This is a genomic window from Actinomadura sp. NPDC049753 (genome assembly GCF_040674655.1).
Lineage (GTDB): Bacteria > Actinomycetota > Actinomycetes > Streptosporangiales > Streptosporangiaceae > Spirillospora > Spirillospora verrucosospora.
Window position 1 is genome coordinate 14,747 of the sequence record NZ_JBFARL010000100.1, and the last position, 15,262, is coordinate 30,008.

The following is a 15,262-nucleotide window of genomic DNA, read 5'->3' on the forward strand; positions in this document are numbered from 1 at the left end:
GAGACCATTCAAATATCTCGCTTCTGCCTCAGATTGCTGAGCCGGAGGCAGCCACCTCGTGGAAAAACCGCCAGCGCGGCCTGTGGAGCACGCGACGGTCAGCCGATGAACCAGCCCCCGAGACCGACCTGGCGACCGTCGCCGCCCGCTCCGTGACCGGAGCGCCCGCGGGCGCAATTGAGCAGAGTAACCTAGACGGGCACAAACGCTGATAAAACCGTAGACCCACCCCCGTCAAAAAGGGCAAAGAATGGTTGAAGACTCTATAGGCGATCTCAGCGGGCCGCCGCCTCACGGCTGGAGGGCCCGGTGAGCGACACCACAGCGCTCGGGGACCGGATGAAGGCGTACGAGCAGGCCACCCGCACGATCCTGCCGCGCCGCACCTACACGATCGTGCGGGTTGACGGCCGGTCGTTCCACTCGTTCCTCCGGCACGCGGACCGGCCGTTCGACGACGCCGTCATGGCCGCGATGAACACGATCGCCGAGGCCCTCTGCGCGGACATGTCGGGTGCGGTGTTCGCCTTCACCCAGTCCGACGAGTGCTCGGTGCTGCTGAGCGACTTCACCGGGACGGGCACGGAGCCATGGTTCGGCGGGGTGATCCAGAAGATGGCCTCGGTCGCGGCGTCGACGGCGACGGTCGCGTTCAACGACGCGTACGTGCCTGCGGGCGGCGCGTCGCCGGCGCCCCGGGCGACGTTCGACGCGCGGGTGTTCACGATCCCGGGCCAGGTGGAGGTCGCGAACTACTTCTTGTGGCGGCAGCGCGACGCCGTCCGGAACAGCATCTCGATGGCGGCGCAGGCGCACTTCTCCCACAAGCGGCTCCACAAGATCGGCACCGGCGAGATGCAGGAGCTGCTGTGGAGCGAGGCCGGGGTGAACTGGAACGACTACCCGGCCGGCTGTAAGCGTGGGCGGGTCACGGTGCGGCGGACGGGGGAGCGGCCGGTGTCCTACACCGACCGCCGGACCGGGGAGCAGGTGACGACCACGGCGACCCGGTCGTGGTGGGAGACCGACGCCGCCCCGCACTTCACCGCCGACCCCGGCGACTGGCTCGCCGGGACGATCCCGGCGCTTCCGGCCCTGAGCGCCGTGATTGACCCGCATCTCAGGGGCTGAGCCATCACGCTCATCGAGGACGGCTGCGGGGTCCGCGAGCGGCCGCGGGCCACAAGCAGGCCCTACGCCTCCGGCGTGAGCTTGCGCCGACGCGAACTGTTCCGATGAGGCGTGATTGCGGGTCCTGGCTCGTCTTCCCTCGTCGCGGCCTAGCCGGTGCGGTAGCGACCGGGCGTCGGGCGACGACCGCAGACCGGTCGTCGCCCGGCGCCGAGCCGCCCTGAGGTGAATCCGCGGCCGCCCGCGATGGCGACGCGGATCGCCGAAGGGGCTAGGCGGCGGCCCCCACCAAGCCGTGCGGGTCGAGGATGTACTTGTGCGCCGCGCCCCGGTCGAACTCGGCGTAGCCCTGCGGGGCCTGCTCGAGCGGGATGACCGACGCGTTGACGTTCTGCGCGATCTGCACCCGGTCGTGCAGGATCGACATCATCAGCTGCCGGTTGTACTTCATCACCGGGCACTGGCCCGTGACGATGTACTGCGACTTGGCCCAGCCGAGGCCGATCCGCAGCCCGAGCTGGCCCACCCTCGCGTTCTCGTCCGACGCGCCCGGGTCGCCGGTGACGTACAGGCCGGGGATGCCGAGCCCGGCGGCGGTGCGGGTGACGTCCATGAGCGTGTTGAGGACGGTCGCGGGCTGCTCCGTCTTCGCTCCCTCGTGCCCCTGGCCGCGCGCCTCGAACCCGACGCAGTCGACGGAGGCGTCCACCTCGGGAACGCCGAGGATCTGCTCGATCTGCGCGCCGACGTCGGCGTGCTCCGACAGGTCGATCGTCTCGCAGCCGAAGCCGCGGGCCTGCGCCAGCCGCTGCTCGTTCATGTCCCCGACGATCACGACGGCGGCGCCGAGCAGCAGGCAGGCGGTGGCGCTCGCGAGGCCGACCGGTCCCGCGCCCGCCACGTACACGGTCGAACCGGTCGTGACGCCGGCGGTGTAGGCGCCGTGGTATCCGGTGGGGAAGATGTCCGACAGCATCGCCAGGTCGGGCAGCTTCTCCATCACGGTGTCGCGGTCGGCCGGGAACTTGAGCAGGTTGAAGTCGGCGTACGGGACGACCGCGTACGCGGCCTGGCCGCCGTGCCAGCCGCCCATGTCGACGTACCCGTAGGCTGCGCCCGGGCGCTCCCGGTTGACGTTCTCGCAGACGCCGGTGTTGCGCTCCTTGCAGTTGCGGCAGCGGCCGCACGCGATGTTGAACGGGACGCTGACGAGGTCGCCCTCCTTGATGAACTCCACGTCCCTGCCTGTCTCGATCACCTCGCCGGTGATCTCGTGGCCGAGCGTCAGCCCGGCGGGGGCGGTCGTCCGGCCGCGCACCATGTGCTGGTCGGAGCCGCAGATATTGGTAGCCAGGACCTTCAGGATGACGCCGTGCTGCAGCTTGCGCCCGCCCTGTTCGGCCAGTTCGAGCTTGGGGAAGTCCAGGTCCTCGACCGTGACCTCGCCCGGCCCCTGGTACACGACGCCTCGATTGGTGTCAGCCACGTCCTCTCCTTCCAGATAGAGAGTCGGCTCGCAGGCGCCCGGAACGGCGGCCCGTGCTCGTCGCCCCCGTCCTCGGACGTCACGGGTGTCCACAATGGGTACGTCCGAGGATGTACCCGATTTCGAGCACTTAGTCCGTTTTTCTGGCAGGTACGCCAGGAGTCCGGACATCGCGGGCCCAGCGGTGAAGCCCTCGCTTTTGGGTCTTGACGGGCGAAATGTTCACGCTCACAATCGGCCCTACGCATCAATGCCGGGCACCGGCGCGAGGGCGGAGGAGGAGACGGTGGCGGACCACGGCTCGTCGAATCCGCCGATCATGGCCGACGTCGCCCAGCTCGCGGGGGTGTCGCACCAGACGGTGTCGCGGGTGGTCAACGACCACCCGAACGTCTCGGCGCGGACCCGCGCCCGGGTGCTGGCGGCGATCGCCGAGCTCGGCTACCGGCCGAACTCGGCGGCCCGGACCCTGGTGACCCGGCGCTCCAGGACGCTCGGCGTGGTCAGCTTCGAGTCCACGCTCTACGGTCCGGCCTCGATGCTGCACGGCATCGAGCAGGCCGCCCGGAACGCCGACTTCTTCGTCAGCATCGTCAGCCTGCGGGCGATCACGCAGCGCGCCCTGCTGGACGCGGTCGGACGGCTGGCGGAGCAGGCCGTCGAAGGCGTCGTGGTGATCGCCCCGCACATCTCGACCAACGACGTGCTGGCGCAGGCCGGCCGGCTCGTCCCGCTGGTGGGGGCCGGGTGCGGGCCGACCGCGGGGGTCCCGATGGCGGCCATCGACCAGCGCGCCGGCGCCGTGGCGGCCACCCGCCACCTGCTCGATCTCGGGCACCGCACGGTCCACCACGTCGCGGGGCCCGCGACCTGGCTCGACGCGGTCGGCCGGGCCGACGGCTGGCGCGCGACCCTGACCGAGGCCGGAGCGGCGGTGCCGGAGACGCTGACCGGTGACTGGAGCGCCCGGTCGGGCTACGAGGCCGGCCGGCGGCTCGCGGAGGACCCCGCGGTCACGGCTGTGTTCTGCGCCAACGACCACATGGCCCTGGGTGTCCTGCGCGCGCTGCACGAGGCAGGCCGCCGGGTCCCCGAGGACGTCGGCGTGGTCGGCTTCGACGACATCCCGGAGGCCGCCTACTTCATCCCGCCGCTGTCCACGGTGCGCCAGGACTTCGGCGAGCTCGGCCGCCGTTCGCTGGAGCTGCTGGTGCAGCGCCTGGGCGGATCCCCGGGGCCGCCGGGGAATGTGCTGATCCCGCCGGAGCTGGTGGTGAGGTCCAGCGCCCGGCCGGCCCCGCGTACCTGACCGACCGATGCCCGCGTACTCCAGCGATGAGGAAATTGTGAGCGCTAACATCGACCAGGCCGCCTGCGTCGTCGGCGTCGACTTCGGCACGCTGTCCGGCCGGGCGGTCGTCGTCCGGGTCGCCGACGGCGCCGAGCTCGGCGGCGCCGTCCACGACTACGCCGACGCGGTGATCGAGAGTGCCCTGCCCGGCACGGGGGAGCCGCTCCCGCCCGACTGGGCGCTGCAGAATCCCGCGGACTGGCGGGCGGTGCTTCGCACCGCCGTCCCCGCGGCCGTCGCCGAGGCCGGGGTGGATCCGGCGCGCATCATCGGGATCGGCACCGACTTCACGTCCTGCACGGTGCTTCCCGTCCGGTCGGACGGCACCCCGCTGTGCGAGCTCCCGGAGACGGCCGCCCGGCCGCACGCCTGGCCGAAGCTGTGGAAGCACCATGCGGCGCAGCCGCAGGCCGACCGCATCACCGCGCTGGCGCACGAGCGGGGGGAGAAGTGGATCACGCGGTACGGCGGGCGGGTCTCCTCGGAGTGGCAGTTCGCCAAGGCTCTGCAGGTCCTGGAGGAGGATCCGGACACCTACCGGCGTACGGAGCGCTGGATCGAGGCGGCGGACTGGATCGTCTGGCAGCTGGCCGGCCGCGAGACGCGCAACGCCTGCACGGCCGGCTACAAGGGCCTCCACCAGGACGGCGGCTACCCCTCCGCCGGCTACCTGGCCGCGCTGCACCCCGGCTTCGCCGACTTCGCGGCCACCCGGCTGGCCCATCCGCTCTCCCCGCTGGGGTCGCGGGTGGGGACGCTGACCGCCGAGGCGGCCCGCCGGACCGGCCTGCCGGAGGGCATCGCGGTGGCCGCCGGGAACGTCGACGCCCATGTGACCGCGCCGGCCGCCCGCGCGGTCGGCGACGGCAGGCTGCTGGCGATCATGGGGACGTCGACCTGCCACGTGGTCAACAGCGCGGTCCTCGCCGAGGTGCCGGGGATCTGCGGCGTCGTGGACGGCGGCATCACCGCCGGGGCCTACGGCTACGAGGCCGGGCAGAGCGCGGTCGGCGACGTCTTCGCCTGGTGGACCCGCATGACCGGACGGGGCCACGCCGAACTGGCGGCGGCGTCCGCGGACGCGCCCGTCGGATCGCACGGGCTGGTGGCCCTGGACTGGATGGGCGGCAACCGCTCGGTCCTGGTCGACCACCACCTGTCGGGCGTGATCGCGGGAATGACCCTGACCACCCGGCCGGAGGAGGTCTACCGCGCGCTCATGGAGGCGACGGCCTACGGCACCCGGGTCATCGTCGAGGCCTTCGAGGCGGCCGGCGTCCCGGTCGAGGAGTTCGTTGTCGCCGGCGGGCTGAAACGCAACGCGGCGCTGATGCAGATCTACGCCGACGTCCTGTGCCGGCCGGTCTCCATCGCCGCCTCCGACCAGGCGCCGGCGCTCGGCGCCGCCATCCACGCCGCGGTCGCGGCGGGCGCCTACCGGGACGTGCCCGAGGCCTCGGCGGCGATGGGCCGGGTGGTCACCGCGGCCTACGCGCCGGATCCGGCCCGGGCCCGCGCCTACGGCCCCCTCTACGCGGAGTACCGCGAACTGCACGACCACTTCGCGGCCCGGGGCGGCGCGAGCAGCGAGGTCCTGCACCGGCTGCGCCGGCTGCGCAACGACGCGCTCGGCTCGGAAGGGGGCCTGTGATGCCCGGCACGCCCGACGAGACGGTCCGCGCGCTGCGGCGGACCGTCAGCGACCTGCACGCCGAACTCGTCAGGTACGGACTGGTCGTGTGGACGGCCGGCAACGTCTCCGCCCGGGTGCCCGGCCGCGACCTGATGGTGATCAAACCCAGCGGCGTCTCCTACGACGACCTGTCCCCTGAGGCGATGGTGGTCTGCGACCTCGAAGGCGGGGTCGTCGAAGGCGACCTGCGGCCTTCGAGCGACACCGCCGCGCACGCCTACGTCTACCGGCACATGCCCGAGGTCGGCGGGGTGGTGCACACGCACTCCGCGTACGCCTGCGCCTGGGCCGCGCGCGGGGAGCCGGTGCCCTGCGTCCTGACGGCCATGGCCGACGAGTTCGGCGCGGAGATCCCCCTCGGTCCCTTCGCGCCCATCGGCGACGACTCGATCGGGCGCGGCGTCGTCGGCACGCTCCGGGGCCACCGCTCCCCAGCGGTGATCATGCGCAACCACGGCGTCTTCACCATCGGCGCGGACGCGCGGGCCGCGGTGAAGGCCGCGGTGATGTGCGAGGACGCGGCGCGCGCGGTGCACCTCGCCCGCCAGCTCGGCGACCCCGTCCCGCTGCGGCCCGAGGACATCGACCGCCTGCACCACCGCTACCAGAACGCCTACGGACAGCGTCCGTGACCCTCGAAGGGAGCAGCCCCGCGATGGCACCGACCATCTGGTTCCTCACCGGAAGCCAGTCCTTGTACGGCGAGGACACGCTCCGCCAGGTCGCCGAGCAGTCACGGTGGATCGCCCGGGCCCTGGACGAGGATCCGGGCATCCCGGCGGCGGTGCGGTGGCGCCCGGTGCTCACCGGCGCGGAGGCCATCCGGCGGACGATGCTCCAGGCGGGCGCGGACGACGACTGCATCGGGGTCATCACCTGGATGCACACGTTCTCGCCCGCCAAGATGTGGATCGCCGGGTTGAACGCCCTGCTCAAGCCGCTGCTGCACCTGCACACCCAGGCGAACGTGGCGCTGCCGTGGGCGAGCATCGACATGGACTTCATGAACCTCAACCAGGCCGCGCACGGCGACCGGGAGCACGCCCACGTCCAGACCCGGCTCGGCACGGCGCGCACCACGGTGGCGGGGCACACCGCCGACCCCGCGGTGCGCGCGCGGATCGCCTCGTGGGTCCGGGCCGCCCGGGGCTGCGCCGACCTGCGGACGCTGCGGCTCGCCCGCTTCGGCGACAACATGCGGGACGTCGCCGTCACCGAGGGCGACAAGGTCGAGGCGCAGATCCGGTTCGGCGCCTCGGTCAGCGCCTTCGGCGTGAACGACCTCGTCGCGGCCGTCGACGAGGTGCCGGACCACCGGGTCGGCGAGCTCGCCGAGGAGTACGAGCAGGCGTACGCCGTCGTCCCGGAGCTGCGGGCCGGCGGCGAACGGCACCCGGCGCTGCGCGACGCCGCGCGCATCGAGCTCGGGCTGCGCGACTTCCTCACCGCCGGGTCCTACCAGGCGTTCACCACGAACTTCGAGGATCTCGGCGGGCTGACGCAGCTGCCGGGCATCGCCGTGCAGCGCCTGATGGCCGACGGCCACGGCTTCGGCGCCGAGGGCGACTGGAAGACGGCCCTGCTGCTGCGGGCCCTCAAGAGCGCCGCCGCGGGACTGCCCGGCGGCACCTCCTTCATGGAGGACTACACCTACCACCTCGTGCCGGGCAGGGAGCTCGTCCTGGGCGCCCACATGCTGGAGGTCTGCCCCTCCATCGCCGCCGGCGTGCCCGCCTGCGAGGTGCATCCGCTGTCCATCGGGGGACGGCAGGACCCGGTCCGGCTCGTGTTCGACGCGGCGCCGGGGCCGGGTCTCGTCGTCGGGCTGGCCGACCTCGGCGACCGGTTCCGGCTGGTCGCCAACGAGATCGACCTGGTGGCGCCCCCGGAACCGCTGCCCCGGCTGCCGGTGGCCCGGGCCGTGTGGGCGCCCCGCCCGGACTTCCGCACCTCCACCGAGGCATGGCTGTCGGCCGGGGGACCGCACCACACGGTGCTGTCCCAGGCGGTCACCATCGAGATCCTGACCGACCTCGCCGAGATGACGGGCGTGGAACTGCTCGTCATCGACGGCGAGACCGACGTCGCCCGGTTCCGCCGCGAGATGCGCTGGAACCAGGCGTACCACCGCCTGGCACAAGGCTTCTAGCCGCCAGGACACCCCCCACCCCCGAGATCTGTGAGGAAACCCGTCCCATGACCAGATCACGCTTCGCGGTAAGGCTGGTCGCGCTGGCCGTGCTCGCCGGCGCCGCGATCGGCGGATTCGCCCCCTCGTCCACGGCGTCAGGCCGCCACCTCAAGCCCGGGATCGGCAAGGACCTGTTCGGCACGATGCCCGACGGCACGAAGGTCTGGCGCTACACCCTGACCAACGGCTCGATGCGCATCCGGGTGATCACCTACGGCGGCATCATCCAGACCATCGAGACGCCCGACCGGCACGGCAGGCTCGCCAACGTCACCCTGGGCTTCCCGACCCTCTCCGACTACCTCACCAAGAACAGCACCTACTTCGGGGCGCTCATCGGCCGGTACGGCAACCGCATCGCCAAGGGCCGGTTCACGCTCGACGGGCACGCGTACCAGCTGACCACCAACAACAACGGGAACACCCTGCACGGCGGCACGACCGGCTTCGACCAGCGCGTCTGGTCCGCGACCCCGGTCACGACCGGCGGCGGCGTCGCGCTCCGGCTGTCCCACACCAGCCCTGACGGCGACCAGGGATTCCCCGGCACCCTCAAGACCGACGTGACCATCTCCGTCACGCGGCACAACGCCATCCGGTTCGACTACCACGCCACCACCGACAAGCCGACCGTCGTCAACCTCACCAACCACTCCTACTTCAACCTGTCGGGCGAGGGCAGCGGGACGGTCTACGACCACCGGCTCCAGATCAACGGCTCCCGGTACACCCCCGTCGGCTCGTCAGAGCTGATCCCGACCGGCCGGATCGCCGCGGTGCGCGGCACCCCGCTCGACTTCACCAGGCCCACCGCGATCGGCGCCCGCATCCGGACCGGCTTCGACCAGTTGCTCTACGGCCAGGGTTACGACCACAACTTCGTTCTCGACGGCTCCGGCTGGAAGGTCGCGGCGCGCGTCCAGGATCCCGCCAGCGGCCGCACCCTGGCCATCTCCACCGACCAGCCCGGGCTCCAGTTCTACTCGGGCAACTTCCTCGACGGCACGCTGGTCGGCACCGGCGGCCGCGTCTACCGGCAGGGCGACGGGTTCGCGCTGGAGACCCAGCACTTCCCCGACTCGCCGAACCAGGCGGGCTTCCCCTCGACGGAGCTGGACCCCGGCCAGACCTACCACTCCACGACCGTCTACCAGTTCGGAGCCTGACATGGAGCGCATCGATCCGGCGGTCGAAGAGGCCGTCGACACTCTCGGCCTGAGCGAGCCCACCCGGCGCCGGCTGCTCAGCGGCGCCGGCCTGGTCAGCGCGACGGCGGCCGCGTCGGCGCTGCTGGCCGCCTGCTCCTCGGACAACAAGAGCTCGTCCTCGGCCACGGGCGGTCCCGGGCACTTCCCGAAGACGCCGAACTGGAAGTTCGTCTTCGTCAACCACGTCACCACGAACCCGTTCTTCACGCCGACGCAGTACGGCGCGCAGGACGCCTGCGCCCTGCTGGGCTGCTCGTTCCAGTGGACGGGCTCGCAGAACTCGGCGGTGCCCGAGATGGTCAGCGCCACCAACGCGGCCATCTCCGGCAAGGCCGACGGGCTCGCGGTCGCCGTGGTGGACAAGACCGCCTTCCGGCAGCCGGTGGACAACGCGCTGAAGGCCGGGATCCCGGTGGTCTCCTACAACGCCGACGGCGCCAAGGACGATCCCGGCAGCAGCCGGCTCTCCTACATCGGCCAGGACCTGTACACCTCCGGCTACCAGCTCGGCGCCAAGATCGCGGGGCTGATGTCCGGGGGAGACGCGGTCGGCTTCATCGCCACCCCGGGCTCGCTCAACATCCAGCCGCGCATCGACGGCGCCCAGGACGCCATCAAGGCCTCCGGCAAGCCGATCAAGTTCACCTCGGTGGCCACCGGCGCCGAGGTGCCCAAGGAACTCTCGACCGTCGACGCCTACGCCCAGGGCCACAAGGACATCAAGGGCATGTTCGCGGTGGACGCCGGCTCGACCGAAGCCATCGGCAAGGTCATGCAGAAGTACGGCCTGAAGGGCAAGGGCGTGGTCGCGGGCGGGTTCGACCTCACCCCGGGCACCCTGGGCGCCGTCAAGTCCGGGGACCTGGACTTCACCATCGACCAGCAGCCCTACCTGCAGGGGTTCCTGCCGGTGATGGCCCTCTGGTTCTACAAGCTGTCCGGCGGCCTGGTCTTCCCCCCGATGACCAACACCGGCCTGACCTTCGTCAGCAAGCAGACCGTCGGCCCGTACCTGTCGACCAAGACCCGGTACGAGGGCTCCAGCCCGGCCCAGCAGCTGGTGCCGCGGTCCGGCGCCATCGCTCACGTCTGAGACGAGGAGGACGGAGTGAGCGAGAGCACCGTACGGGACCAGGCAGCGGCCCCGGGCACGCCACCGCGGCGGCGTGCCCGGGGGCTGCCCGGCCTCGCCACCGACGCGTTCCTGCGCCGCCGGGAGGCGACCATCCTCCTGGTGGCGCTCGGACTGCTGATCTACTTCCAGACCGCGAAGTCGGTCTTCCTGACCCACGACAACCTGGTCAACGTCTCCCAGGGCACCGCGCCGTACGCCATCATCGCGGTCGGCGAGGTGTTCCTGCTCGTCAGCGGCGAGATCGACCTGTCGGTCGGAATGGTCTTCGCGCTGGCGCCCTTCCTCATGCACTACATGGTCGACTTCTCCGGCGTGTACCCGATCATCGCGATCGTGCTGGCGGTCCTGGCCGGCGCGCTCATCGGGCTCGGCAACGGGCTGGTGACGGTCGTGCTGAGGGTGCCGTCGTTCGTCGCGACCCTCGGCTCGATGTTCCTGGTGCAGGGCATCATGCTCACCACCTCCCACGCCTACCCGGCGCAGATCCCCGAGGCGGCCGACGGTCTGGCGGGCTGGTTCGGGCGCGCCCCCTGGGCGGAGCTGACCTGGTGCCTGGTGATCGTGGTCTTCTTCCACCTGGTGCTCACCCGCACCCGGTGGGGACTGCACACGGTCGCGACCGGCGGCAACCCGCTCGGCGCCGCGGAGGCGGGCATCCGCACCGGCCGGATCAAGATCGGCAACTTCATGCTCACCGGGGCACTCGGCGCGTTCGCCGGAATCCTGGAGGCCTTCCGGGTCGGCTCCATCGACCCGAGCTCGGGCGGGTCGAACGCGATGTTCATCGCGGTCTCGGCGGCGGTCATCGGCGGCACCGCCCTGGCCGGCGGCTCGGGGACCGTCGTCGGCGCGCTGCTCGGCGCGCTGGTGCTGGCCGAGATGCAGAACGGCTTCAACCTCATCGGGATCAGCGCGAACCCGTTCAACATCATCCTCGGGTCGGCGATCATCATCTCGATGGTGCTGAACGTCCACCTGGCCCGGTTGCGAAGGGCGGGGCGCTCATGAGCGACGCTCTGCGGGTGGAGGGCATCAGCAAACGCTTCGGCGGCGTGGAGGCCCTCGCCGACGTCACGCTGCGCCTCGGCAAGGGGGAGGTCCTCGGCCTCATCGGCGACAACGGCGCCGGGAAGTCCACCCTCATCAAGATCATCAGCGGTTTCCAGCGGCCGGACTCCGGGCGCATCCTCATCGACGGGACGGAGGTGAGCCCGCGCTCGGTGGACCACGCCCGCTCCCTCGGCGTCGACACCGTCTACCAGGATCTCGCGCTGGTCAACGAGCTCAGCGTCTACCACAACATGTTCCTCAACCGGGAGCTGGTGCGCTGGCCGCTGCTCAGCAACCGCGCGATGCGCCGGCGGGCCGCCCGGCAGCTGGCCGACATGGGGGTGCGGATCCCGTCGGTGGACGTCGAGGTCGCCAAGCTGTCCGGCGGCCAGCGGCAGGCGATCGCGGTCGCCCGCTCGGTCTACTCCGACGCCCGCATCCTGCTGCTCGACGAGCCGCTGGCCGCGATGGGCGCCAAGGAGGGCACGATGATCCTCGACCTCGTCCGCGACCTCAAGGAGCGCGGCGAGGTGTCGATCATCATCATCGCGCACAACTACGCCCAGGTCCTGGACGTGTGCGACCGGGTCAACCTGCTGCAGCACGGCCGGATCTCCTTCGACAAGCCGACGTCCGAGACGTCGCTGCAGGAGCTGACCGACCTGGTCGTCGCCGACTACCGGCGCGGCCGGGGCCTCTAGACGCCTTCGGGCCGGGCGCGCCGAGCCCGGCCCGAAGGCGCGACGCGCTGCCGGGCCGGGTGAGGCGCCGGTCGGGCGGGCGCACCGGTCAGGCGGACGTCGCCCGGACCTTGAACCAGGCCTCTGCTGGCCGAAGAAGAAGAACACGGCCCACAGCGTCCAGACGAGGCCGTAGACAGGGTGATCGCTGAACAGCGCTCCGACCGCGCCGCCCCCGGCGAGGGCCGCCCGCTCGCCGGGGAGATGACCGGATGTGGGCACCGGCGCCGCCGCTCCGGCCTCTACCGGGCGCCTCCGACTATCTCGCGCAGAGGGAAGCGCTGCAGCTTGCCGGTGGTGGTGCGGGGGAGCTCGTCGACGAACCGGACCGACCTCGGGTACTTGTACGGGGCGATCGTCCGCTTGGTGAAGGCCTGCAGCTCGGCGGCCTTGTCCGCGTTCCCCTCGACCCCGTCGCGCAGCACCACGAACGCCGTCACCACGGCGCCGCGGTCGGGGTCGGGGGCGCCGACCACTCCGCATTCGAGCACGTCCGGATGCTCGAGCAGCGCCTGCTCGACCTCGGGTCCGGCGATGTTGTAGCCCGACGAGATGATCATGTCGTCGCTGCGGGCCTGGTACCAGAAGTAGCCGTCGGCGTCGCGGATGTAGGTGTCGCCGGTGATGTTCCACCCGTCCTGGACGTAGGCCTTCTGCCGGGTGTCGGCGAGGTAGCGGCAGCCGGTGGGGCCGCGGACCGCGAGCTGCCCTGGGGTCCCGTCCGGCACCGGCCGGCCGGCGGCGTCGACCACGGCCGCCCGGTAACCGGGGACCGGGACGCCCGTCGCGCCCGGCCTGATGTCGTCGTCGGCGGCCGCGACGAAGATGTGCAGCATCTCCGTCGAGCCGATCCCGTCGATGATCCGCACGCCCGTCTCCTCGTGGAACGCCCTCCACACCGCGGCCGGGAGGTGCTCGCCCGCCGAGACGCAGCGCCGGACCCCGGCCAGCCGCCCCGCCAGCCCGGCGGCCAGGATCGCGCGGTAGGTCGTCGGCGCGGTGAACAGCACCGTGACGCCGTGCCCGGCCGTGATCTCGGCGAGCTCGGCCGGGGCCGCCCTCTCGACCAGCAGGGCCGAGGCGCCCGCCCGGAGCGGGAACACCAGCAGCCCGCCCAGCCCGTAGGTGAACCCCAGCGGCGGCGACGCGGCGAAGACGTCGTCCGGAACGGGCTTGAGGAGGTGCCGGGAGAAGGTGTCGGCGATCGCCAGCACGTCGCGGTGGAAGTGCATCGTGGCCTTGGGGCGTCCGGTGGTGCCCGAGGTGAACGCCAGCAGCGCGACGTCGTCGGCCGCGGTGTCGACGTCCTCGAAGACGCCGTCCTTGGCCGCCGCCCGGGACACCAGGTCGCCGGCGTCGTCCGAGCCGTAGGGCACGGTCCGCATCCCGGGCGTCCGCGCCGCGGCCAGGTCGTCGAGGAAGCGGTGGTCGCACAGGGCCAGGCTCGGCTCGGCCAGCTCGGCGATGGTGGTCAGCTCCCGCGCGCGCAGCATCGGCATGGTCGTGACCACCACGCCGCCCGCCTTGAGCACGCCGAGCCAGGCCGCGGCGAGCCACGGGTTGTTCGGCCCGCGCAGCAGCACGCGGTTGCCGGGCACCAGCCCGAGGTCGTCGACCAGCACGCGGGCCACCTGGTTCGCCCGCCGCAGGACGTCGCCGTAGGTCCACAGGAGGCCGCCGGGGGTGCGCAGGCAGGGCCGGTCGGCGCCCACCGCCCTCGCCGTCCCGTCCAGCAGGACGTGCGCGCAGTTGAGCCGCTCGGGGTAGGCGACCTCCGGGAGCGTGAAGTCGAAGTCGGGCCATTCGTCGCGGGGAGGCAGGTTGTCGCGGCAGAAGGTGTCGACGTGCGCGGAGGCGCTGAGCTCCATCGGGCGACCTCTCCATCCAAGGCGGGCGAACGCTCCGGCCGGTGTGCCGGAGGTGTCGCGCTGGAATGAGCGCGGTCAGCGGGTGCGCTACAAAAAAATATAGCTGGGGTGGACGTGCCGTGGTAGTGGACCGGCGTCCCGGCCGCGGCGCCTCCCGCCGGCGGCCCTGGCCGCTACCGGCCTCGGTCCCGCCCTGTGGACGCGACCCGGCGCGTTGTTTAGCCATTGACTTATATAAGTCGTGTCGAAATAATGGCGTGATGCACGTGTTCGATGTCCTGGGGGACCCGGTGAGGCGCCGGATCCTGGAGCTGCTCGCCGACGGCGAGCAGACCTCCGGCGCCATCGCCGCGGTCATCCAGGCCGAGTTCGGGATCTCGCAGCCGGGGGTGTCCCAGCACCTGCGCGTGCTGCGGGAGAGCGGGCTCGCGACGGTCCGGGCGAGGGGCGCCCACCGCCTCTACGCCGTCGACTCCGCGACCCTGCGGGAGATCGACACGTGGCTGGAGCGCTTCCGCGGCTTCTGGACCCAGCATCTGGACGCGCTGGAAGCCGAGTTCGAGGACAAGTAGGGCCGTCAGGCCCCGAGGAACTCGCCGCCGTTCAGATGCAGGGTCGCCCCCGTCACGTGCGGATGGGAAACGAGGAAGGCGACGGCATCCGCGCACTCGTCCATCGAAAGGGTCCGCTCCAGGAGGGAGGCCTCGCGATGGCGGGCGCGAAAGTCGGGTGTCATGCGTCGGGCCACGGGGGAGTCCTCGACGATGCTGGGGGACAGGGCGTTGACGCGGACATCCGGCGCGAGTTCCTTCGCCAGGGTCCGGGCCAGGGCGATCGTGGCCCCTTTCGCCGCCGCGTAACACGGGTCGTAGCTTCCGCGGTAGGCGGCCGGGGACGAGAGGAAGACGATGCTCGACCCCTTCGTCAGCAGATGACGCGCACTCCTGATGAACAGGAGCGGACCGGTGACATGCGTGGCGAACATCGCCGTCGCATGCCGCCCGGTCAGCTCGGAGAGCGAAGCGCTCGGCTCCAGGTTCGTGGCCACGACGAGGGCGTCCAGCGGCGGGCACGCCGCCGACGCCGCGACGACCGAGGCCTCGTCCCCGATGTCGAGGCCGATGTCGGCGCGCGGCGACCGGGACGCCACCAGGCACTCCCAGCCGGCGCTCCTCAACCGCCGGACCACGGCGCCGCCGATCGCGCCCAGCCCTCCGATCACGAGCGCGCGCCGCGGGTCCGCTTCCTGGTCCTGCACCGTGCGGGCTAACGCGCGACCGCGCCGGGGGGCGGCGCGTCGGGCACTGACGTGGACTTCGGCACGCCCTTGAAGGTGAACTTGGCGTTCTCGGCCGTGTCGGTGTTGTCGGGGTCGAAGCCCTCGGTGCCGACGATGACGATCTGGCCGG

The 15,262-nt window shown here is 71.8% G+C and carries 13 protein-coding genes; 10 read left to right on the forward strand and 3 right to left on the reverse strand.

The annotated features are described in order from the left end of the window. Positions 1-309: 309 nt before the first annotated feature. A complete protein-coding gene (locus tag AB0K37_RS24245; protein WP_363984744.1) occupies positions 310-1,131 on the forward strand; it encodes a tRNA(His) guanylyltransferase Thg1 family protein in 822 nt (273 codons plus the stop codon). A gap of 271 nt (positions 1,132-1,402) precedes the next feature. Here the strand turns inward: AB0K37_RS24245 and fdhA are convergent, their stop codons facing one another. Beyond that, positions 1,403-2,617 carry a formaldehyde dehydrogenase, glutathione-independent gene (fdhA, locus tag AB0K37_RS24250; RefSeq protein ID WP_363984746.1) on the reverse strand — a complete coding sequence of 405 codons (1,215 nt, stop codon included), beginning with the start codon at positions 2,615-2,617 and terminating at the stop codon, positions 1,403-1,405. Between the two features lie 286 nt (positions 2,618-2,903). On the opposite strand from fdhA, the gene AB0K37_RS24255 reads away from it, so the two are divergent. Genes AB0K37_RS24255 through AB0K37_RS24290 form a run of 8 tightly spaced genes read left to right on the forward strand, consistent with a single transcriptional unit; the run spans position 2,904 to position 11,946 of the window. Further along, positions 2,904-3,926, forward strand: a complete 1,023-nt coding sequence (locus AB0K37_RS24255; RefSeq protein WP_363984748.1) for a LacI family DNA-binding transcriptional regulator — start codon at positions 2,904-2,906, stop codon at positions 3,924-3,926. A gap of 7 nt (positions 3,927-3,933) precedes the next feature. Next, positions 3,934-5,619, forward strand: a complete 1,686-nt coding sequence (gene araB / locus AB0K37_RS24260) for a ribulokinase (RefSeq protein WP_363984750.1) — start codon at positions 3,934-3,936, stop codon at positions 5,617-5,619. Then, entirely contained in the window at positions 5,619-6,293 is a 675-nt protein-coding gene (locus AB0K37_RS24265) for an L-ribulose-5-phosphate 4-epimerase (RefSeq protein ID WP_363984752.1), read from the forward strand. Before araB ends, AB0K37_RS24265 begins: the two co-directional genes overlap by 1 nt. Before the next feature lie 23 nt (positions 6,294-6,316). Beyond that, on the forward strand, positions 6,317-7,810 hold the full coding sequence (araA, locus tag AB0K37_RS24270) for an L-arabinose isomerase (RefSeq protein WP_363984754.1): 1,494 nt from the start codon (positions 6,317-6,319) through the stop codon (positions 7,808-7,810). Between the two features lie 47 nt (positions 7,811-7,857). Next, positions 7,858-9,018, forward strand: coding sequence for an aldose epimerase family protein (locus AB0K37_RS24275; RefSeq protein WP_363984756.1), 1,161 nt, complete (start codon positions 7,858-7,860; stop codon positions 9,016-9,018). Between the two features lies 1 nt (position 9,019). Further along, a complete protein-coding gene (locus AB0K37_RS24280; protein ID WP_363984758.1) occupies positions 9,020-10,153 on the forward strand; it encodes a sugar ABC transporter substrate-binding protein in 1,134 nt (377 codons plus the stop codon). Positions 10,154-10,168: 15 nt separating this feature from the next. Beyond that, positions 10,169-11,203, forward strand: coding sequence for an ABC transporter permease (locus AB0K37_RS24285; protein WP_363984760.1), 1,035 nt, complete (start codon positions 10,169-10,171; stop codon positions 11,201-11,203). Continuing rightward, positions 11,200-11,946, forward strand: coding sequence for an ATP-binding cassette domain-containing protein (locus tag AB0K37_RS24290; protein ID WP_363984762.1), 747 nt, complete (start codon positions 11,200-11,202; stop codon positions 11,944-11,946). The genes AB0K37_RS24285 and AB0K37_RS24290 overlap by 4 nt, the downstream gene beginning before the upstream one ends. 281 nt (positions 11,947-12,227) lie before the next feature. Here the strand turns inward: AB0K37_RS24290 and AB0K37_RS24295 are convergent, their stop codons facing one another. Further along, positions 12,228-13,853, reverse strand: a complete 1,626-nt coding sequence (locus AB0K37_RS24295; RefSeq protein ID WP_363984764.1) for an AMP-binding protein — start codon at positions 13,851-13,853, stop codon at positions 12,228-12,230. A gap of 260 nt (positions 13,854-14,113) precedes the next feature. On the opposite strand from AB0K37_RS24295, the gene AB0K37_RS24300 reads away from it, so the two are divergent. Further along, positions 14,114-14,425, forward strand: a complete 312-nt coding sequence (locus AB0K37_RS24300) for a metalloregulator ArsR/SmtB family transcription factor (protein WP_345175967.1) — start codon at positions 14,114-14,116, stop codon at positions 14,423-14,425. 5 nt (positions 14,426-14,430) lie between these two features. Here the strand turns inward: AB0K37_RS24300 and AB0K37_RS24305 are convergent, their stop codons facing one another. Further along, positions 14,431-15,111, reverse strand: coding sequence for an SDR family oxidoreductase (locus AB0K37_RS24305; protein ID WP_363984766.1), 681 nt, complete (start codon positions 15,109-15,111; stop codon positions 14,431-14,433). Positions 15,112-15,262: the final 151 nt, after the last annotated feature.

What these genes read in the sequence shown, in the direction of transcription:
- araB (WP_363984750.1), top strand. Translation starts at nt 3,934, where the DNA reads ATGCCCGCGTACTCCAGCGATGAGGAAATTGTGAGCGCTAACATCGAC.
- AB0K37_RS24265 (WP_363984752.1), top strand. Translation starts at nt 5,619, where the DNA reads ATGCCCGGCACGCCCGACGAGACGGTCCGCGCGCTGCGGCGGACCGTC.
- araA (WP_363984754.1), top strand. Translation starts at nt 6,317, where the DNA reads ATGGCACCGACCATCTGGTTCCTCACCGGAAGCCAGTCCTTGTACGGC.
- AB0K37_RS24275 (WP_363984756.1), top strand. Translation starts at nt 7,858, where the DNA reads ATGACCAGATCACGCTTCGCGGTAAGGCTGGTCGCGCTGGCCGTGCTC.
- AB0K37_RS24280 (WP_363984758.1), top strand. Translation starts at nt 9,020, where the DNA reads ATGGAGCGCATCGATCCGGCGGTCGAAGAGGCCGTCGACACTCTCGGC.
- AB0K37_RS24290 (WP_363984762.1), top strand. Translation starts at nt 11,200, where the DNA reads ATGAGCGACGCTCTGCGGGTGGAGGGCATCAGCAAACGCTTCGGCGGC.
- AB0K37_RS24295 (WP_363984764.1), bottom strand. Translation starts at nt 13,853, where the DNA reads ATGGAGCTCAGCGCCTCCGCGCACGTCGACACCTTCTGCCGCGACAAC.
- AB0K37_RS24300 (WP_345175967.1), top strand. Translation starts at nt 14,114, where the DNA reads ATGCACGTGTTCGATGTCCTGGGGGACCCGGTGAGGCGCCGGATCCTG.